The organism is Candidatus Desulfofervidus auxilii (assembly GCA_030262725.1).
Taxonomy (GTDB): Bacteria; Desulfobacterota; Desulfofervidia; order Desulfofervidales; family Desulfofervidaceae; genus JAJSZS01.
Window position 1 is genome coordinate 5001 of the sequence record JAJSZS010000006.1, and the last position, 20203, is coordinate 25203.

The window sequence follows — 20203 nt, forward strand, 5'->3', positions numbered from 1 at the left end:
CTCATCCCATCCTGGGGCTGGAGAAGGTCCCAAGGGTCGGGCTGTTCGCCCGTTAAAGGGGTACGTGAGCTGGGTTTAAAACGTCGCGAGACAGTTTGGTCCCTATCTGCCGTGGGCGCAGGAGACTTGAGGGGAGCCCTCCCTAGTACGAGAGGACCGGGAGGGACGCACCTCTGGTGTACCGGTTGTCCCGCCAGGGGCAGCGCCGGGTAGCCATGTGCGGACGGGATAACCGCTGAAGGCATCTAAGCGGGAAGCCCACCCCAAGATAAGGTCTCCCGTGAGAGTCCGAAAGGGCTCTCCCTAAAGGCCCCTTGGAGACTACGAGGTTGATAGGCCGCAGGTGGAAGCTCAGTAATGGGTGAAGCCGAGCGGTACTAATCGGCCGTGCGACTTGACCACAAAAACTAAGCGTCTTCCATATTCAAAATATTTTTTAAAATTCATGTCCCGGTGGCTATACCGGAGGGGCCACACCCGATCCCATTCCGAACTCGGAAGTTAAGCCCTCCAGGGCCGATGATACTGCGGCGATTCCGCCGTGGGAAAGTAGGTCGCTGCCGGGACTTTTTTATTCAGAGCTATATTTTAAAAGTATTATTCCCCATACACCAAAAAGAAGATTAGGAAACCAAGCTGCTAAAAAAGGGTAAATATAGCCACTTTTTCCTAAAGCAATAGAAAATGCTTGAATGACCCAAAAAATAAAAGCAATAAGTATTCCTAAACCAATTAAAGCAGCAGTCTTTGTCTCTTTTCCTTTAAAAACAAGTGCCATACCAAAAATTATTAAAATCAATGGGGTAAATGGAATTGATGTCCTCTGCCAAAGATCTGTAGCATAAGAAGACACATTATATCCTTGTTTTTTTAATTTCTTTACATAATTTTTTAATTGCCAAAAATCAAGTTGTTGATAATTTGCTTTTAAAAATTGAAAATCTTTTGGTGTTTCTTTTAAATTTATGTTTTTTTTAATAAAAGGAATCATCTTTATTTTTCCTTTAAATATTACTTGCTCAACTCCTTGATAAAAAACCCATATATTTTTTTGGGAATTCCAAGTAACTTTAGAGGCATCAAGTCGTTTTTTAAGTTGAAAATTCGGTGTAAAAAAATAAATAGTAACTCCATATAGTGTATTTGTTTTCAAATTTATAGCATCAATTTGATAAATTGCATTTTCTCCCTTTAACCAAATTCCCTGTTGAAAATATCCTCCTTTTGTTTTTCTTTTTTTTACCTTAATATTCCAGATATAGTTTGTTATAGCTTGCGTTTTACAGACAATAAATTCATTGTATAAAAATAAACTTATAGAAAAAATTATACCAAACAAAATATAAAAAGCACCAATCCGATATGGACTTATTCCACAGGCTTGCCATGCAATCAATTCATTATGTTTTTTTGCTAAACTTAAACTAAATAAGGTGCTAAGGAGACAAGCAGTAGGAAATAATTGACTGAGAATACCTGGAATGGAAAGTATAAAGTAAGTAATAATAGTTTTTGTATCTATACCCGCTTCAGAAAAATTATCTATTTTTTCTAAAAAATCAAATACAAGATAAATAATTACAAAAGAGACTAATAAGAGGATCAAAATTTTAATAAATTGTTTAGCTAAATATTTATCTATTAATTTAATCATTTACAATTTTATGCCAAAGATATAAAGTTACACCAATTACAACAAAATTAGGTATCCATAAGCAAATATGTGGAGATATTACTTGGATTTTTGCTAGTGTCTTGCCAGTTAAAAATAATATTTGATAAATGATTAACCAGATAAAACCTAAAGAAACAGCCCCTAAATGTTTTTTCTTTTCTTCTCTTAATCCTAAAACAGCTCCCAAAAAAACAAAGATAAAGGAAGTTACAGGAAGAGCAATATTGTGATGAAATGCAATGATAAAAGCAGGATCTTTTTCTTTTTTAATTCTTTGCCATAACTCCCAAAGATAATGTTCTTTGGGTCTCCTTCTCCTTTTATTTTTTTTATTTGGTGTTTCAATTAAAAAAGTATATTTTTTATAAGCTAAAAAATGACTTGCAAGTTTTTTTATAGGTTTTGTATCTTTCCAAATATAACCATTTTTAAAATAAAAAATAATTTTGCCTTTTTCTTGAGAAATTGATCCAGATTCTGCTATAATTAATTGATTTTGATAAATTTTCTCCTTTTTTTTATTTCTTTCATCATATAAAAAGATTCCTTTTAATTGTTCATTTTCAATCCTATCTACATAAAAAATTAAACCTGGTAAGGGGTTAGTAAATATTCCTGGTTTTATTGATATTTCTATTTTCTTTTGTGTAAGAGAAAAGATTAATTCTTTAGAAGCTCTGTATCCAAGAGGAAAGATTATACTTGTAATAAAAAGGTTAGTAAAAAAACAAAAACAAGCAAAAAGAAAAAGAAAAGATAAGAAACTGATTGGACTTATACCAGCAGTTTTAATAGCAATGTATTCATTGTCTTGTCTCATTCGTAAAAAAGTAAATAAAGTGCTAAGTAAAGCAGAAATAGGAATTATATAAGAGAGAAAATAAGGAAGTGCATAACAAAGGAGTTTTAAGATTACATTTAATCCAATATGATATTTAATAATAAGTCGCGCAAGCTCAAAGGTTTTTCCCATAAGGAAAAGAAATGAAAAGACTAAAGTACTTAAAAGAAAATAAATAAGGATTTCTTTAGTTAAATAATAAGAAAGAGTACGATAGCGTATAAACATAAATATGTTTTAACTAAGATTGATAGAATTGACAACTTAACTTGGGCAAGTTACTTTGAAATGATGAGTGTGATTTTGATTATTGCAGGATTTGATCCTTGTGGTGGAGCTGGACTTCAAGCCGATTTAAAAACAGTTACAGTATTAGGAGGGTTAGGTCTAACAGTAGTTACTGCCTTAACAATACAAAATACACAAGGTGTTAAAGAAAGTATTCCTATAGATAAAGAAAATTTAAAAAAACAAATAGATGTTTTATGTGAAGATTTTAAAATAAATGCTGTTAAAATAGGAATGTTGCCAAATGAAGAAATAGTGAAAATAACTAGTGAGGAATTGAAAAGATTTTCTTTGAAAAATTTAGTAATTGACCCAGTGATAAAGGCAAAAAATAAATTTTTACTTAATCAAGCAGTGAAAGTAATGTTAAATTGCCTTTTTCCCTTAGCTGATTTAATTACACCCAATCTTGACGAAGTAGGTTATATTTTAGGTAAAAAACCATTAAATGTATCAGAAATGAAAGAAGCAGCTTTAAAATTAAAAGAATTTGGACCAAAAGCTGTATTGATTACAGGTGGTGAGCTTTCACCGGCAATAGATGTGCTGTATGATGGTCATAACTTTTATGTATGGGAAACAACTAAAAAACAAAATATGCCTGTTCATGGTACAGGATGTGTATTTAGTAGTGCTATTGCTACGTTTTTAAGCAAAGGTTTTTCTTTGTTAGATGCAGTTATTCAAGCAAAAAAGGTAATTACTTTAGCGATTGATGGAGCTCTTGATTTAGGTAAGGGAAGTTTATTATCACATCCATTTGCTTATATTGAACAAGAAAAAGCACGATATGAGGTAATTGAGGCTTTGAAGGAAAGTTTAAAACAACTTCAAAAAATACCATTTATAGCAAAAGTTTTTCCAGAAGTAAGAATGAATTTTGTCTATGCCTTACCTTATGCAAGGAGTTTAATGGAAGTAGCTGGTTTCCCAGGCAGGTTAACTGTTATAAATGGTAAGATTTGTGCTTTTACAGCACCTACTTTTGGTGTTTCACACCATATGGCTAATGTAGTATTAAAAGCTATGGAATTTGATAAAAGTTATCGTGCTGCTATTAATATAAAATTTTCTTCAGAAATAGTAGCAAAAGCAAAAGCTTTAAGATATAAAGTTGAAGGAGTTTCTCGAACAGAAGAACCACTTGAATTAAAAGAAATAGAAGGAGTAAGCTTACCTTGGTTAGTAGAAAAAGCTGTTAAAAAAAGAGGAAGTGTTCCTGATTTAATTTATGATAAAGGAGATTGGGGTAAAGAGCCAATGATTCGAATATTGGGTAAAAATCCATATGAAGTAGTAGAAAAACTATCAAATATTTTGAAGGAGGTTTTTAAATATGGCTGAGACTCAAATTACTCTGGCCAAAAAGGGTGTTGTTACACCTGAAATGAAAGTAATCGCTGATGAGGAAGGTGTTGAGATTGAAGATTTAATGGCCAGAGTAGCTGATGGGAAAGTAGTTATTCCTGCAAATAAAAGAAAGAGGTTAAAAAGACCAATAGGCATTGGTGAAGGATTACGAGTAAAAGTAAATACCAATATTGGTACTTCTTCTGATCATGTAAATATAAATGAAGAGCTTGAAAAATTAAGGGTAGCTTTAGAGGCTGGGACTGATACAGTAATGGATTTAAGTACAGGTGGAGATTTAAATCACATTCGGCAAATACTTTTAAAGGAAACACCTGTGCCTTTTGGTACAGTACCAATTTATCAAGCAGCCATTGAAGTGGCTCAAAAAAAAGGCGGTATTATTAAAATGACAGTAGATGATATTTTTAATGTCATTGAAAAACATGCACAAGATGGTGTGGATTTTATTACTGTCCACTGTGGTGTTACTTTGCAAAGTTTAGAAAGGTTAAAAAAACAAGGACGGATAACAAATATAGTTAGTCGAGGTGGAGCATTTTTAACTACTTGGATGCTTTATCATGAAAAAGAAAATCCTCTTTATGAGTATTATGATCGCTTATTAGAAATCGCAAAAAAATACGATGTAACTTTAAGTCTTGGAGATGGATTGCGTCCTGGTTCTTTACCAGATGCTACTGATAGAGCTCAAATAGAGGAGTTAATTTTGTTAGGAGAATTAGCTGAAAAGGCTAAAGAAGCAGGTGTGCAAGTAATGATTGAAGGTCCAGGACATGTTCCATTAAATCAGATTGCTGCCAATGTGCTTTTAGAAAAAAAATTATGTAAAGGTGCTCCTTTTTATGTTTTAGGCCCATTGGTTACAGATATTGCCTCTGGCTATGATCACATTGCAGCAGCAATTGGTGGTGCTTTAGCAGCTTGGGCTGGAGCTGATTTTCTTTGTTATGTAACACCTGCTGAACATTTGCGTTTACCTACTATAGAGGATGTAAGGGATGGAGTTATTGGTGTAAGGATTGCTGCTCATGCAGCAGATTTGGCTAGAGGTAATAAAAAAGCATGGGAAAAAGATAAAAAAATGTCTGAAGCTAGAGGAAAACTTGATTGGGAAACGCAAATAAAACTTTCTATTGATCCAAAAAAAGCAAAATATTATCGTGAGACAAGTAAACCTAAAATAAGTGATGTATGTACAATGTGTGGCAAATATTGTGCTATTAAATTGCTAAAAGAATTTCTTGGTTGTAAAGATTAATAAAGCCCTCCTCTTAAGAGGAGGGCAAAATTTTAAAACAGATTCTTTAACTCCTTTCCAGGCTTAAAACGTACAACTTTAGTTGCTGGGATTTTAATAGGAGCACCTGTTTGAGGATTTCTTCCCTCACGTGCAGCCCTTTCTACAACACGAAAGGTACCAAAACCTGTCAATGTAAGTTTTCCATCTGTTTTGAGAATATTTTTCGCTTCATCTAAAAATGCACTTAAGACCCTCTCTACATCAACTTTTTTCATTCCTGTCTTATTTGCTAATCTTGACACTAACTCTGCCTTTGTCATATTAAACCCTCCTTTCTTTAAAAACTGCCATGTATAATTTTTTTTAAAAATATTTGTCAATTCCCTACCATAAAAAGATTTTTTTGGCAAGAGAAAAATTTATTTTAACCATCCTTTTTTCGCAAAGCTAAAAAATTCAGTGTTTCCTAAGATAATATGGTCTAAAATAGGTATGCCTATAATTTCTCCGGCTTGTATTAATTGATGAGTAATTTTTATATCTTGTTCACTAGGGGTAGGATTACCACTTGGATGATTATGAATAAGTATAATGCTTCGTGCTGCTTCAATAATAGCTTCGCGGAATACTTCTCTTGGATGTACTACACTAGCATTAAGTGTACCTTCAGAAACAGTTACTTCTTTTATAAGCTGATTAGCACTATTTAAAAGAAGAACTTTAAAAATTTCCTTTTTCAAACCTCGCATTAATGGAAGATAGACCATAGCTACATCCTCTGGTGTTTTAAATCTTTTTGGCCTTTGTCTTTGTGCTTGTAACCTTTTTGCTAGTTCAAAAGCAGCTGCTAAAATAACAGCTTTGGCCATGCCAATGCCTTTAATTGCACCATATTCCTTAGGATTGCATTGAGAAAGACGAAAGAGATTTTCAAATTTTATTAATAACTCTCTACCTAAATCTACAGCGGTTTTTTCTTTTGTACCCTTACCTATAAGAATAGCTAATAATTCAGCCTCTGTGAGAGAATGAGCTCCCATGTTTAATAACTTCTCTCTTGGTCTTTCCTGAATTGGCCAAGAGGGAATTTTATACTTCATTTAATCACCCCCATATATAAATAATAATTGCTCCTAAACACATAAGTCCTGTAGCTAAAAAACGAAGGAAAAATTTTTCTTCTTTAAGAAAAATTCCTCCATAAATTACACCAAAAAGAGGTGCTAAACGTTTAATGCTAATCATATAAACTGCTTTTATTTGACTTATGGCTATTACATGACTTACAATCATAAGGGCTGTGAAAAAGCCTATCATACAACTAGGAATTAAAATAGTTTTTTTCTTAAAGATTCTTTTTTTAAAAAAGAATGGTAAAAAGAATAAACTTAATCCTATGTAATAAAAGGGGCCAAAAAATAGAGCATTTGAATAAAGTATTGCTTTTTTTCCTAAAGCCGAAGTAATAGCATAAATGGCGGATACGAGTAACATTAGAAAAGAGCCTTTTTCTTCCCAAAATAATCGAAATGATTCTTTTAAGTTGAAAAATTGAGGTGGTAAATAAAGCAGATAGCTTCCAATAGCTATAGCCAAAATCCCCATTATACCTAAAAAATTTGGCATTTCTTTGAGAATAAACCAACCTGTTAAGATAAGAAAAATAGGGGTAAAAGAGAGAAAAGGTAATGTTAATGAAAGAGGAGAGATTTTAATAGCAGCCATATAAAGAAAAAGAGCAAGGATTTCCAATGGATAAAGGAAAAGCAAAGTTAACCAAAATTTTTTATTTAATAAGGGCCAAGAGAGAAAAAATAAAAATGGAAGTAAAAAAGGTAAAGCGTATATAATACGGATAGTACTCATTTCCCAAGGAGAAAGAAATTTTAAGTATTTTTTTGTAATAAAATCAGCTGTAGCAAGAGATAAAGCAGAAAGTAAAGACCAAAAGAGCCAGTTCATATTTTTATTTTCCACCATAGAAATAAAGAGATTATTTGTAAACAAATTATTGCTAAAATAACATAATTAAGTGAGATTTCATATAAAAATCCTATTAATCCACCACCTAAAAACCATGCCAGTCCATAAATGGTGTTAAATATTCCATAAGCAATCCCCCTTTTACTCAAAGGGGTTATATCAGCAACAGCAGCTCGCATAATTGTTTCTTGAATACCCATAACACTTCCCCAAATTGTTATACCAACTAAAATAAGAGAAGTATAAGAAGTGAAAATAAAAAATGGAATAAATATATTTAAAAAAGGTAATATAACTAAACAAGCTAAACCAAATTTATCATAGACTTTGCCAATCAATAAGGCAAAAATAGCGTCCACTCCCATAGCAATAGCATAAAAAACTGGAATATTAATATCTGAGAGGATCATTTTGGTTTTAAAATGATAAGAAATAATTTGAAAGTTTATAAAACCTGCGACTGTAAAAAAACTAAAAAGTGTGTAAATCCAAAAATTTTTAGAAATTTTTTCTTTTTTTAAAAAAACTTTGTCTTCTATTAAAACAAATGATGGATATTTAATTTTAGCTAAAGATAGAAATATTACAAGAAAAATGGCTGGAATAAATAAAAAAGCAAATCCCGTTTGATATGTTTTTTTTAAAGAAAAAATAAAAGAAAGAAATAAAGGTCCAATTATAGCACCAATTTGATCAAGTGCTTCATGAATTCCAAATCCAATCCCCCTTCCCATTCTTTCTGTAACATGTGAAAGAATAGCGTCTCTTGCAGGCGTTCTGATAGCTTTTCCAATCCGTTCTAAAATAATTAGAAAACATGCTAATTCCCAACTTTTTGTCCAAGCTAAAAAAGGTATAGCTAAAAGCATACCATAGCCAAGAAAAATCATTAACCAATAACGATTTGTGCGATCAGCTAAATAACCAGAAAGTAAGCGTAAGGAATAACTAAAAAATTCTCCTAATCCAACTATTAATCCTACTACTACTGCACTTGCACCAAGTAGAGACAAAAAAGGACCTATGATACTTCTAGCCCCCTCATAGATGATATCACCAAAAAGACTTACCAAGCCTAAAAGAAAAATAAATTTTAGGGCATTTTTTTCAATTAAATTCATTTTAACGAAAAACAATACCCCTTTTTGGATCTATTTGAATTACATCTCCAGGTTTTAAATGCTTAAGAATATTTTTTACACCAATAATAATTGTTACTCCTTTTTTCACAGCTTTTTTAATTATTTCAGGATTAAATATTTCATTTTCGATAATTACTCCTTTGAAAGAAAGAAGAGTAAATATCTCAGGCATTTCTTTTCTAACAAGAATTTCTCCCCTTTCATTTATTCCAAAACATACCTTTCCCCTTACTCGCCTTTTGCCAAAAGCAACACCTTTGCCTAAGATGTCACCCACAACTTGTACACGAATAATATTTGTGATGCCAGAAGGGCCAGAAGGTTCACCAGATGTAATTATTATTGTATTTCCTTTTTTAAGAAGTCTTTTTTTTAAAGCATTTTTAATAGCACTAGTAATAGTTTCGTCAGTAGTTGGTAATTTTTTGGTAAGAAAGCCTTGTGCTCCCCAAAGAATGGAAATTTGACGTAAAATTTTTTTGTTATAGGTAGCTACAAGAATTTTTGTTTTAGGTTTATGTCTTGAGATAAGTCTAGCTGTTTTGCCTGAACGGGTAAGACAGAGGATGGCATCTGCTTCCATTTCCTTTGCTAACAAAGTAGCAGCATTGCTTACATTGTGAGAAATGCCACCTTTTAATTCAAAAAATAGTGAAGTTTTAAAAAAGAAAGTTTCTGTTTTTTTAGCCACTTTTACTAATACCTTTACTGCTTCTATAGGGTATTTTCCTATAGCTGTTTCTCCAGAAAGCATAAGAGCATCAGCGCCATCTAAAATAGCATTAGCAATGTCTGAAACTTCAGCTCTGGTAGGTATAGGTTGATTTATCATTGTTTCTAAGATTTGTGTAGCAATAATAGTCGGTTTAGCTTGTGCCATAGCCATTTTTAAAAGATATTTTTGAACTTCAGGAAGTTCTTCCACTGGCATTTCCACCCCAAGATCACCCCTAGCAACCATAATGCCATCGCTTATCCATAAAATTTCTTCTATGTGTTTTATGGCACTTTTTGTTTCAATTTTGGCAATAATAGGTATGTTGCCTTTAAATTCTGTCAAAGCCTTTTTTATTTCAAAAATATCATTTGCCCGTCGAACAAAAGAAGCAGCAATAAAGTCAATTTCATTTTTAACAGCAAATTGAAGATAATTTAAATCTTTTCTAGTAAGATAAGGAAAGGGAAAATCTTTTCCTAAAACATTTACTCCTCTTTTCCCTTTTATCTTCCCGCCTTGAATTATTTGAGTAACAATTTCATCTTTTTTAACCTTAATTACTTTTAATTTAATCTTACCATTATCTAAAAGTACTATATCGCCTTTGTCTAAAAAAGGCGAAAGAGAGCGATTAAGAGAAAGCCGTTTTGATGTGCCAATAATATTTTCCGATGTAAGTAAAAGAGTTTTACCTTCTTTTAATTCTATTTCATCATTTTCTACCTCTCCTGTTCTTATTTCTGGTCCTTTTATATCCAACATTATACCTATGAATTTTTTTGTTTTTTTAGAAGCCTCTTTTAATCTTTCTACAAGATGCTGATGATATGTTGTATTACCATGAGCAGTATTAATGCGTGCAATATCTGCCCCAGCTCGAATAATACTTGTCATCATATGTATGTTTTCAATTGCAGGCCCTAAAGTAATAATAATTTTTGTCCTTTTCATAAAAACTCCTAATTAGTTTTTTATCATTGACAGTAATAAGAATGATAATTCCTAAAATAAAAAAAATAGCAATAAATAAAATAGAATAACGTAAGTTACCAGTAATATCGTGAATAAGTCCAAAACTAAATGGTCCAATGATAGCAGCAAATTTATGACTTATGGTATAAAATCCAAAAAATTCTGCACTATGTTTTTTGGGTATGAATAAAGTGTAAAAAGAGCGACTTAAAGCCTGAGTTCCACCAAGAATACAACCTACCATTCCGCCCAATATCCAAAATTCTAAAATTCTTTTCATAATATATGCATAGAGAATTATACCTAACCAAAGACTTAAAATAACAATTAATGCTTTTTTTGTTCCTATTTTTTTGGCTATTTTTCCCCAAAGTATTGTAGTAGGAATACTTATAAACTGAATAAATAATAAAACTTCAATTAAAGTAATTTCATCTAAAAGAAGTTCATTAGTAACAAAAATGGTAGCTAGAGCAATTACTGTTTGGATTCCTTCATTATAAAAGAAAAAGGCTATTAAAAATTTTAATGCCTCTTTAAAATGTTTTATTTTTTTTAATGTTTGAAAAAAAGTTGAAAGGTCATAGTGTTCAATAGATCCTTTTTTCTCTTTAAGAAAAATAAAAGTAGGAATAGAAAATACTGCCCACCAAATAGCCACTATAATAAAAATTATACGAATAGCCATTATCTGAGAAGATAAACCAAAACTTTTATATTTTGAAATTATTAATAAACTGAACAAAAGTAAAATTCCTCCACCAAAATAGCCATAAGCAAATCCCTTTCCAGAAACCAAATCCATCTCTTTTTCAGAAACAATGTCTTTTAAAAAAGCATTATAGAATACATTTCCAAGAGCAAAGGCCATATTAGCTGATATAAAAAGAAATATAGCCAGCCAATAGTCTCCAATTTCTACAAAATAAAGTAAACTAGTTAATATGCATCCTAGATAACAAAAGGAAAAAAGAAATCTTTTTCTTTTATAATAAAAATCAGAAATAGTTCCTAAAATAGGAGCAAAAAGAGCAACTAATAGCATAGAAATAGAAATAGCATATCCCCATAAGGCACTAGCATAAGAGGTAAATTTAAAGCCCAAAAAATAAAAAGAAATTTCATTTGGAGCTACATAACGAATAAAATAAAAAGGTAAGAGAGTTGCAAGGATAATAGTAGCAAAAGCAGAATTTGCAAAGTCATACATTAACCAGCCAAAAATTTCCTTATTCATTGAGTGATGTTTGTAACATTGTAAAGAGGAAAAATCAATTTAATGTTGACAAAAAAGGACTTGTGAGGATATAAAAATGCCTTAGTTATTAATGGAGGGAAGATATGGAGCCTAAGGAAATAGAGCTTATTAATAAATTGATTGAAAAAGATGAAGAGTTGAAAAAGTTATGGGAAGAACATTTAGATTTAGAAAAAAAGATTGAGGAATACAATAAACGAGTTTATCTTACTCCTGAAGAGGAGATAGAAAGGAATAGACTAAAAAAGATTAAATTGGCTGGAAAAGATAGGATACATGAAATTTTAAAAAAATATATGAAGGAAATGGGAGAATGAAGTTAACTGGTGCTCAAATAGTTGTTGAAAGTTTAAAAAAAGAAAATGTAGAAGTGATTTTTGGATTACCTGGAGGAGCAATTATAGATGTTTATGATGTACTTTATGACTCCTCTATTCGACATATCCTTGTACGTCATGAACAAGGAGCTATTCATATGGCTGATGGATATGCGAGGGCAACAGGTAAAGTAGGAGTAGCAATGGTAACTTCTGGTCCTGGTGCTACTAATACTGTAACAGGCATTGCTACTGCTTATATGGATTCTATTCCTATTGTTGTTATTACAGGTCAAGTTCCTACTAAACTTATTGGCAATGATGCTTTTCAAGAGGTAGATATTGTCGGTATTACTCGCCCCTGTACAAAACATAATTATCTTGTTAAAGATGTAAATGATTTAGCTCGAATTATTAAAGAAGCTTTTTATATTGCTAAGTCTGGGCGTCCAGGTCCTGTTTTAATTGATTTACCAAAAGATGTACAACAAGCAAAAGCAGAATTTGAATATCCTGAAAAAATTTCTTTACGAGGTTATAAACCTACATATTATGCTAATGTAAAACAAATAAAAAAAGCAGCTCAATTATTAATTAAAGCAACAAGGCCAGTTATTTATGCAGGTGGTGGGGTAATCTATTCTAAAGGAGCATCAGAAGAATTACGAAAATTAGCTGAAAATTGCTCAATTCCAGTAACTAATACTTTAATGGGATTAGGTAGTTTTCCTGGTGAACATCCTCTTTGGTTGGGTATGTTAGGTATGCATGGGACTTATCGAGCTAATATGGCTATCTCACACTGTGACGTTATACTGGCAGTAGGAGCAAGGTTTGATGATAGAGTGACAGGAAAAGTAGATGAATTTGCTCCTGAAGCAAAAATTATTCACATAGATATTGATCCTTCTTCTATTAGTAAGAATGTAGTTGTGGATATTCCTATTGTAGGAGATTGTTATGATGCTTTAAAGAAACTTAATCAGGCATTGAAAGAAATCTCTGAAGTTGATTGGAAAAATAAACATCGTGATTGGCTTGAGCAAATAGAAGAGTGGAAACGCTCTCATGCACTTGCATATGAACAACCTGAAGATGGACCTATTAAACCACAATTTGTTATTGAAAAAATTTATGAGTTAACAAAAGGAGAGGCAATAATTGCTACAGAAGTAGGTCAAAATCAAATGTGGACAGCTCAGTATTTTAAGTTTAATCGTCCTAGAAGTTTTCTTACTTCTGGTGGTTTAGGTACTATGGGTTATGGTTTTCCAGCAGCTATTGGTGCGCAAGTGGCATTTCCTGATAAATTAGTAATAGATATCGCGGGTGATGGAAGTATTCAGATGAATATTCAAGAATTAGCAACAGCAGTGGGGAATAAATTGCCAATAAAAGTGGCAATTTTAAATAATGGATATTTAGGTATGGTGCGGCAGTGGCAGCAATTATTTTATAGAGGTCGTTATTCACAAACAAGTCTTGAATATTCACCAGATTTTGTCAAAGTGGCAGAAGCATATGGTGCGGTTGGTTTGCGAGCAACAAAACCTCAAGAAGTAGAAGAAGTTGTTAAAAAAGCATTAAGTATTAATAATACTGTTTTTATGGATTTTATTATTGAATCTGAAGAAAATGTCTATCCTATGGTACCAGCTGGGGCACCAATTACTAAAATGCTTTTAGGTGGAACAGTTTTATTATAAGGATGGAAAAGCAGACGAGACATACTTTATCTTTACTTGTAGAGAATCAGCCAGGGGTACTTTCCCGTGTGGCTGGTCTTTTTAGTGGACGTGGTTTTAATATAGAAAGTTTATGTGTAGCTGAAACTATAGATCCTCAAATCTCAAGGATTACTCTTGTTACTATTGGAGATGAACAAATTATAGAGCAAATTAAAAAGCAATTAAATAAACTTATTAATGTTATTAAAGTCGTTGATCTTTCTGAAATGGATTCTGTAGAAAGAGAAATGGCTTTAATAAAAGTAAAGGCAGAACCACAAAATCGAGCTGAAATTTTAAGAATAGTAGATATATTTCGAGGGAAAATTGTAGATGTGAGTCCTCTTTATTACACAATAGAAATTACAGGAAGTGCTGATAAGTTAGAAGCTTTTATTGAACTTCTAAAGCATTTTCAAATTAAAGAGATTGCTCGTACAGGTACAGTTGCTTTACCAAGAGCAAAAAAGGATGTTAAAGGAAAGGAGGAATAAATGAAGATTTATTATGATTCAGATGTGGATGTGGTAGCATTAAAGGATGCAACTATTGCTATTATTGGTTATGGAAGTCAAGGTCATGCCCATGCTTTAAATTTAAGGGACAGTGGTTTTAAAGTCATTGTTGCTCAAAGGCCAGGTGGTCCCAATTATCAAAAAGCAAAAGAAGATGGTTTTGAACCTATCTCAGCATCTGAGGCAACTCAAAAAGCAGATTTAATTGCTATACTCACTCAAGAGCAAATACAACCAGAACTTTATAAAAAAGATATAGAGCCTTATTTAACAGAAGGTAAAACTATCCTTTTTGCTCATGGTTTTAATATTCACTATCATCAGATTATTCCTCCTTCTAACATAGATGTAATTATGGTAGCTCCAAAAGGCCCAGGTCATCTTGTGCGTCGCATGTATGAAAAAGGTATGGGTGTACCTGCTTTGGTAGCAGTACATCAAGATGCTTCAGGAAATGCTTTAAAAAAGGCTTTAGCCTATGCTATGGGTATTGGAGCTACAAAGGCAGGAGTGTTAGAAACTACTTTTAAAGAAGAAACAGAAACGGATCTCTTTGGTGAGCAAGTGGTTTTATGTGGAGGAGTGACAAAGTTAATGCAAACAGCTTTTGAAACTTTAGTAGAGGCAGGTTATCAACCAGAAATTGCCTATTTTGAATGTGTTCATGAGTTAAAACTTATAGTAGATTTAATATATGAAGGCGGTTTTAAACATATGCGTTATTCTGTTAGTGATACAGCTGAATATGGAGATTTAACAAGAGGAAGACGAGTTATAAACGAAGAGACTAAACAACGTATGAAAGAAATTTTAAGAGATATTCAAACAGGAGAATTTGCAAGAGAATGGATATTAGAGAATAAGGCTGGGCGTCCTGTATATTATGCTTTAAAAAGGCAAGAAGAAGAGCATCTTATTGAAAAGGTTGGTGCGAAATTGCGAGCTATGATGCCTTGGTTAAAAGAAAAGTAAATAACTTATGCATAAAAGTGGATGGCCATTTGTTATAATTATAAGTATTATTTCTTTATTTTTCTTTTTAAACAGATGGTATTTAATTGCTATTTTAAGTGCTTTTATAACTTTATTTTTTATTTACTTTTTTCGAGATCCAGAAAGATTTTTACCATTAGAACCAAATGCCATTGTTTCACCAGCAGACGGGCAAGTGGTTTTTCTTGGTATAGACAGATTGCCTTTTTCTCAAGAGAAAGCGCAAAAGGTGAGTATTTTTATGTCCCTTTTTGATGTTCATGTTAATCGTGTTCCTTTTGATGGAGAAGTAAAAAAGATTGAGTATAAAAAAGGTAGATTTCTTCCTGCTTATAAAACAAAAGCTAGTATAGAAAATGAAGCTAATATAGTTTTTTTTTCTACTGAAGAAGGGAAATTTTTTGTTATTGTTCAGATTGCTGGAATTCTTGCAAGACGCATTATTTGTCATTTAAAACCAGGACAAAAGGTAAAAAAAGGGGAAAGATTAGGTATAATTTGCTTTGGATCAAAGGTTGAATTATATTTACCTACTTCAGTGAAATTGAAGCCACTTTTAGGTAAACATGTTAAAGCAGGAGAAACTATTTTAGGTTATTGGTCATGAAAGAAAGGAAAAGTGTTTATATTTTACCAAATCTTTTAACTACAGCTAGTTTGTTTGCTGGTTTTTATGCTATTATTGCTGCTATAAATGGTGATTGGAAAAGAGCAGTTATGGCTATTATGGTAGCAGCCTTTTTAGATGGATTAGATGGTCGAATGGCTCGTATTACAGGTACGGTTACTCATTTTGGAGTTGAATATGATTCTTTAGCTGATTTAATTTCTTTTGGTGTTGCTCCTGTTATTCTCTGTTTTACCTATGCTTTAAATCTTTTAGGAAGATGGGGTTGGTTAGCTGCCTTTCTTTATCTAGCTTGTGGTGCTTTAAGATTGGCTCGTTTTAATGCTCAAGTGAAAAGCACGCAATTACGTTATTTTGTAGGATTACCTATTCCAGCAGCTGCCTGTATCCTTGCTTTAAGCATTATGAATGCTGAAGAATGGTATGTTTCTAAAGAATTTATGTCTGTTCCCCTTCTTACACTTACATATCTTCTTTCTTTTCTTATGGTAAGTACTTTTCATTATCGTAGTTTTAAGGATTTAGAATGGGTAAAACTTAAACCTTTTCGAATTTCTATTCTTGCTGTATTTAGTTTAGTGATAATTATGAGTTATCCATTTTTTATACTCTGGTTGCTTTTTCTTATATATATGATATCTGGTCCAGTAGCTTATACAAGTTATTTTATAAGGCGAAGGGCTTTACTTAAAAGAGAAAGCAGGGTGAAATAAATGGGTATGACTATTACTGAAAAAATTTTAGCTGCTCATGCTGGGTTAGAAATAGTAAAACCAGGTCAATTAATTAAAGTAAAAGTAGATTTTGCCTTAGCTAATGATATTACAGCTCCCTTAGCTATTAAGGCATTTAAGGCAGCAGGAGGAGAACGGGTATTTGATCCAGAGAGAATAGCTTTGATATTAGATCATTTTACTCCAAATAAAGACATCCCATCAGCTATTCAGTGTCAAAAGGTAAGAGAGTTTGCTAAGGCACAAGGAATTAAATATTTTTATGATGTTGGTGAAATGGGTATAGAGCATGTACTTTTGCCTGAAGAAGGTTTAGTTTTGCCGGGAGATGTAGTAATCGGTGCAGATAGTCATACTTGTACTTATGGTGCCTTAGGTGCTTTTTCTACAGGTGTTGGAAGTACGGATCTGGGAGCAGTTATGTTTACAGGAGAGATTTGGTTAAAAGTACCAGCTAGTATTAAGCTTGTTTATAAAGGTAGGTTACCTAAATGGATTACAGGCAAAGATATAATCCTTTATACTCTTAAAGATTTAGGTGTGGAAGGAGCTCTTTATCGTAGTATGGAATTTTGTGGAGAAGTTATTAATAAACTTTCTTTAGATGGAAGGTTTACTATGGCTAATATGGCTATTGAAGCAGGGGCAAAGAATGGAATTTTTATTCCCGATGAAAAAACAGAGGAATATTTAAAAAATAGAGCAAAAAGACCATATCAAATTTATCAAAGTGATGAGGATGCTAATTATCTTTTTGTAAAAGAATATGAAATAAGCCAATTAGAACCTCAAGTAGCCTTGCCTCATTCTCCTGATAATGTAAGAAGTATTTTAGAGATTGGTGAGATAAAGATTGACCAAGTAGTAATAGGTTCTTGTACTAATGGTCGTTTAGAAGATTTACGTTTAGCAGCTGATATAATGAGAGGGAAAAAAGTGGCAAAAAATGTACGTTGTATTATTATTCCAGGTACTCAAAAAGTTTTTCTTGATGCCTTAAGAGAAGGTATTATTGAAGTTTTTATTGAAGCAGGGGCAGCTGTTAGTACTCCTACTTGTGGCCCTTGTTTAGGAGGACATATGGGGGTTTTGGGGCCAGGAGAAAAGGCAGTTTCTACAACAAATCGCAATTTTATTGGAAGGATGGGGCATTCACAAAGTGAAGTTTATCTTGCAAGTCCAGCTGTGGCAGCTGCTTCAGCCATAGCAGGTAAAATTGCACATCCTGAGGAAGTGTTATGATTATAAAAGGTAAAGTTTGGCGTTTTGGCGATAATATAGATACAGATGTCATTATTCCTGCACGCTATTTAAGCACTTCGGATTCGCAGGAATTAGCAAAGCATTGCATGGAAGGTGTAAGAGAAGGCTTTGCAAATTTAGTCAAAGAGGGGGATATTATTGTTGCTGGAAGAAATTTTGGTTGTGGTTCTTCTCGTGAACATGCCCCTTTGGCTATTAAGGCAGTAGGAATAAGGGCAATTGTAGCTAAAAGCTTTGCTCGTATTTTTTATCGTAATGCCTTTAATATTGGATTGCCTATTGTAGAATCTCAAGCAGTGGTAGATGCTACAGAAGAAGGGGATATTTTAAAAATTGATCTAGATAAAGGAGAAATTATAAATATTACTAAAAATCTTATTTTTACAATTGAACCTTTACCTAGTTTTATGAAAGAGTTAATAGAAAATGGTGGTTTAATTGCCCATTTAGCTAAAAAAGGGGGGTATTAAATGGCAAAAGAAGTCAATGTAGCTGTAGTTGGGGCTACTGGAGCAGTAGGTAATGAGATGGTAAAAGTTTTAGAACAAAGAAATTTTCCTGTAAAAAATCTAAAACTCCTTGCTTCAGAACGTTCTATTGGCAAGACATTAAATTTTCATGATGAAGAGGTTCCAGTTGAGGTGCTAAGCGAAGATTCTTTTAAAGGTATTGATATTGCTTTATTTTCTGCTGGTGCTAGCATTAGTAAACAATATGCCCCTCTAGCAGCGGCTGCTGGTGCAGTGGTAGTAGACAATTCTTCTGCTTTTAGACAAGAACCTGATGTGCCTTTAGTAGTGCCAGAGGTAAATCCTCATGCCATCGCTCAATATAAAAATCGTGGAATTATTTCTAATCCTAATTGCTCTACTATTCAGATGGTAGTAGTATTGAAACCTATTCATGATGTAGCAAAGATAAAAAAAGTTGTTGTTGCTACTTATCAAGCTGTATCTGGAACAGGAAGAAGGGCTATAAATGAATTAGAAAATCAGGTAAAAGCATTATTTAATTTTCAGCCAGTTAATTGTGAGGTATATCCTCATCAAATAGCTTTTAATTGTTTACCTCATATAGATATATTTTTTGAAAATGGTTATACAAAAGAAGAAATGAAAATGTATTTTGAGACAAAAAAGATTATGGAAGATGAAAATATTATAGTAAGTGCTACTTGTGTCAGAGTACCTGTATTTTATGGCCATTCAGAGGCTGTACATATGGAATTAGAAAAGCCTTTAGATGTAGCGGATGTAAGGAAGATATTGAGTAATTCTCCAGGAATAAAAGTAATAGATGATCCAAGTAAAAACCTTTATCCTTTAGCTATAGAAGCAGCAGGTAAAGATGAAGTCTTTGTTGGGCGAATTAGAAAGGATTTGGCTTTTGAGAATGGTATTGCCATGTGGATTGTAGCAGATAATGTGCGAAAAGGGGCTGCTTTAAATGCTGTACAGATTGCTGAGATTCTTTTAGAGAAATATTTATAAATGCGGGTGATTGCTGGTAAATATAAAGGACATTGTTTAGCAACACCCGCTTATCAGTTTATTAGACCAACAACTCAAAAAGTAAAAGAAGCTATTTTTAATATTCTTACTAACACTTGGAATGATGCGATAGTTCTTGATTTATACGCTGGTACTGGCAATTTGGGGATAGAGGCTTTAAGTCGAGGGGCAAAAAAAGTAGTTTTTGTGGATAAAAGTCCTTTGGCAATTAAAATTATTAAAAAAAATATTTCAAAATTAGGAGATGTCCAAGTTAAAATATGGAGACGGGATGTTTTAAAAGGGCTTAATTTTTTAAAAGAAACATTTTCTATAATTTTTATAGATCCTCCTTATGAAGAAGGTTATGTAGAAAAGACCTTAACTTTAATAAAGAAAAAAACAGATATTTTGAGAAAAGGTGGAATAATAATTATTGAACATTCCCCAAAAGAAAAATTTTCTTTTTTAGGTTTTAATTTATTTGCTAGTAGACGTTATGGACAAACTCAAGTTACTATTCTTAAAAAGGAGATGTAAATGGAACGTGTTGCTGTTTATGCTGGTTCATTTGACCCCATTACTAATGGTCATATTAGCTTAATAAAACGGGCGCTTCAAATATTTGACAAAGTTATTGTAGCTATTGCTGTTAATCCAGATAAAAAACCTCTTTTTACTATAGAAGAACGTTTAGAAATTACAAAACAAGCTATACTTGAAACTATTCCTGAATACCATCGGGTAGAAGTGGATAGTTTTGAAGGATTACTTGTAGATTATGTTCAAAAAAAAGGTTCAAATATTATTTTAAGAGGATTAAGAGCTGTTTCTGATTTTGATTATGAGTTGCAGCTTGCTTTGATGAATAGAAGACTTAATCGTGATATTCAATCAGTATTTTTAATGACTGATTTTAGATGGTTATTTCTTAGTTCAACTATTGTTAAAGAGGCAGCAAGGTTAGGTGGGAATATTGAAGGACTTGTGCCAGATATTGTTGCTAAGAAATTAAAAGAAAAATTTGAGAAAATTAAAAAATAGA

Annotated in this window: 21 protein-coding genes and 2 rRNA genes (1 of these 23 running past the window's edge); 15 read left to right on the forward strand and 8 right to left on the reverse strand. The window is 32.5% G+C overall.

What is annotated here, in order from left to right; genetic code table 11:
- Positions 1–402: ribosomal RNA gene (locus LWW95_04535) — 23S ribosomal RNA — on the forward strand (it extends 2676 nt beyond the left edge of the window).
- A 47-nt stretch (positions 403–449) separates the two neighbouring features.
- Positions 450–566 (forward strand): 5S ribosomal RNA (gene rrf, locus LWW95_04540).
- A 5-nt stretch (positions 567–571) separates the two neighbouring features.
- Here the strand turns inward: rrf and lptG are convergent.
- Both lptG and LWW95_04550 read right to left on the reverse strand, forming a co-directional pair.
- On the reverse strand, positions 572–1654 hold the full coding sequence (gene lptG / locus LWW95_04545; protein MDL1956302.1) for an LPS export ABC transporter permease LptG: 1083 nt from the start codon (positions 1652–1654) through the stop codon (positions 572–574).
- Positions 1647–2744, reverse strand: coding sequence for an LptF/LptG family permease (locus tag LWW95_04550; protein ID MDL1956303.1), 1098 nt, complete (start codon positions 2742–2744; stop codon positions 1647–1649). The genes lptG and LWW95_04550 overlap by 8 nt, the downstream gene beginning before the upstream one ends.
- A gap of 63 nt (positions 2745–2807) precedes the next feature.
- Here LWW95_04550 and thiD point away from each other — a divergent pair, with 63 nt between their 5' ends.
- Positions 2808–4148: a bifunctional hydroxymethylpyrimidine kinase/phosphomethylpyrimidine kinase gene (thiD, locus tag LWW95_04555; protein ID MDL1956304.1), complete on the forward strand. Its 1341-nt coding sequence runs from the start codon at positions 2808–2810 to the stop codon at positions 4146–4148.
- Entirely contained in the window at positions 4141–5436 is a 1296-nt protein-coding gene (gene thiC, locus LWW95_04560) for a phosphomethylpyrimidine synthase ThiC (GenBank protein MDL1956305.1), read from the forward strand. The genes thiD and thiC overlap by 8 nt, the downstream gene beginning before the upstream one ends.
- 32 nt (positions 5437–5468) lie before the next feature.
- Here the strand turns inward: thiC and LWW95_04565 are convergent, their stop codons facing one another.
- From LWW95_04565 to LWW95_04590, 6 genes are all read right to left on the reverse strand, one after another.
- The gene (locus LWW95_04565) at positions 5469–5738 is read right to left on the reverse strand and encodes an HU family DNA-binding protein (protein ID MDL1956306.1); all 270 of its coding nucleotides are present in this window, start codon (positions 5736–5738) and stop codon (positions 5469–5471) included.
- Between the two features lie 99 nt (positions 5739–5837).
- The gene (gene radC / locus LWW95_04570; GenBank protein MDL1956307.1) at positions 5838–6518 is read right to left on the reverse strand and encodes a DNA repair protein RadC; all 681 of its coding nucleotides are present in this window, start codon (positions 6516–6518) and stop codon (positions 5838–5840) included.
- Positions 6519–6522: 4 nt separating this feature from the next.
- Entirely contained in the window at positions 6523–7380 is an 858-nt protein-coding gene (locus tag LWW95_04575; protein MDL1956308.1) for a DMT family transporter, read from the reverse strand.
- Positions 7377–8522: an MFS transporter gene (locus LWW95_04580; GenBank protein MDL1956309.1), complete on the reverse strand. Its 1146-nt coding sequence runs from the start codon at positions 8520–8522 to the stop codon at positions 7377–7379. The genes LWW95_04575 and LWW95_04580 overlap by 4 nt, the downstream gene beginning before the upstream one ends.
- A gap of 1 nt (position 8523) precedes the next feature.
- Entirely contained in the window at positions 8524–10212 is a 1689-nt protein-coding gene (gene pyk / locus LWW95_04585) for a pyruvate kinase (GenBank protein ID MDL1956310.1), read from the reverse strand.
- Positions 10169–11470 carry an MFS transporter gene (locus LWW95_04590; GenBank protein ID MDL1956311.1) on the reverse strand — a complete coding sequence of 434 codons (1302 nt, stop codon included), beginning with the start codon at positions 11468–11470 and terminating at the stop codon, positions 10169–10171. Before LWW95_04590 ends, pyk begins: the two co-directional genes overlap by 44 nt.
- Positions 11471–11574: 104 nt before the next feature.
- Here LWW95_04590 and LWW95_04595 point away from each other — a divergent pair, with 104 nt between their 5' ends.
- Genes LWW95_04595 through coaD form a run of 11 tightly spaced genes read left to right on the forward strand, consistent with a single transcriptional unit; the run spans position 11575 to position 20202 of the window.
- Positions 11575–11808 carry a YdcH family protein gene (locus tag LWW95_04595; protein MDL1956312.1) on the forward strand — a complete coding sequence of 78 codons (234 nt, stop codon included), beginning with the start codon at positions 11575–11577 and terminating at the stop codon, positions 11806–11808.
- Positions 11805–13514, forward strand: coding sequence for a biosynthetic-type acetolactate synthase large subunit (gene ilvB, locus LWW95_04600; GenBank protein ID MDL1956313.1), 1710 nt, complete (start codon positions 11805–11807; stop codon positions 13512–13514). The genes LWW95_04595 and ilvB overlap by 4 nt, the downstream gene beginning before the upstream one ends.
- Positions 13515–13516: 2 nt before the next feature.
- Positions 13517–14029 (forward strand): acetolactate synthase small subunit, encoded by a 513-nt coding sequence (gene ilvN / locus LWW95_04605; protein MDL1956314.1) that lies wholly within the window; start codon positions 13517–13519, stop codon positions 14027–14029.
- Positions 14030–15022 (forward strand): ketol-acid reductoisomerase, encoded by a 993-nt coding sequence (gene ilvC, locus LWW95_04610; protein ID MDL1956315.1) that lies wholly within the window; start codon positions 14030–14032, stop codon positions 15020–15022. It begins immediately after the preceding gene.
- 7 nt (positions 15023–15029) lie between these two features.
- Positions 15030–15650, forward strand: coding sequence for a phosphatidylserine decarboxylase family protein (locus tag LWW95_04615; protein MDL1956316.1), 621 nt, complete (start codon positions 15030–15032; stop codon positions 15648–15650).
- Complete coding sequence (gene pssA, locus LWW95_04620) at positions 15647–16384, forward strand: CDP-diacylglycerol--serine O-phosphatidyltransferase (GenBank protein MDL1956317.1); 738 nt, start codon at positions 15647–15649, stop codon at positions 16382–16384. The genes LWW95_04615 and pssA overlap by 4 nt, the downstream gene beginning before the upstream one ends.
- Entirely contained in the window at positions 16385–17647 is a 1263-nt protein-coding gene (leuC, locus tag LWW95_04625; protein MDL1956318.1) for a 3-isopropylmalate dehydratase large subunit, read from the forward strand.
- Entirely contained in the window at positions 17644–18138 is a 495-nt protein-coding gene (locus LWW95_04630) for a 3-isopropylmalate dehydratase small subunit (GenBank protein MDL1956319.1), read from the forward strand. The genes leuC and LWW95_04630 overlap by 4 nt, the downstream gene beginning before the upstream one ends.
- The gene (locus tag LWW95_04635; GenBank protein MDL1956320.1) at positions 18139–19158 is read left to right on the forward strand and encodes an aspartate-semialdehyde dehydrogenase; all 1020 of its coding nucleotides are present in this window, start codon (positions 18139–18141) and stop codon (positions 19156–19158) included.
- Positions 19159–19698, forward strand: a complete 540-nt coding sequence (gene rsmD, locus LWW95_04640) for a 16S rRNA (guanine(966)-N(2))-methyltransferase RsmD (GenBank protein ID MDL1956321.1) — start codon at positions 19159–19161, stop codon at positions 19696–19698. It begins immediately after the preceding gene.
- A complete protein-coding gene (coaD, locus tag LWW95_04645) occupies positions 19699–20202 on the forward strand; it encodes a pantetheine-phosphate adenylyltransferase (protein ID MDL1956322.1) in 504 nt (167 codons plus the stop codon). It begins immediately after the preceding gene.
- Position 20203: the final 1 nt, after the last annotated feature.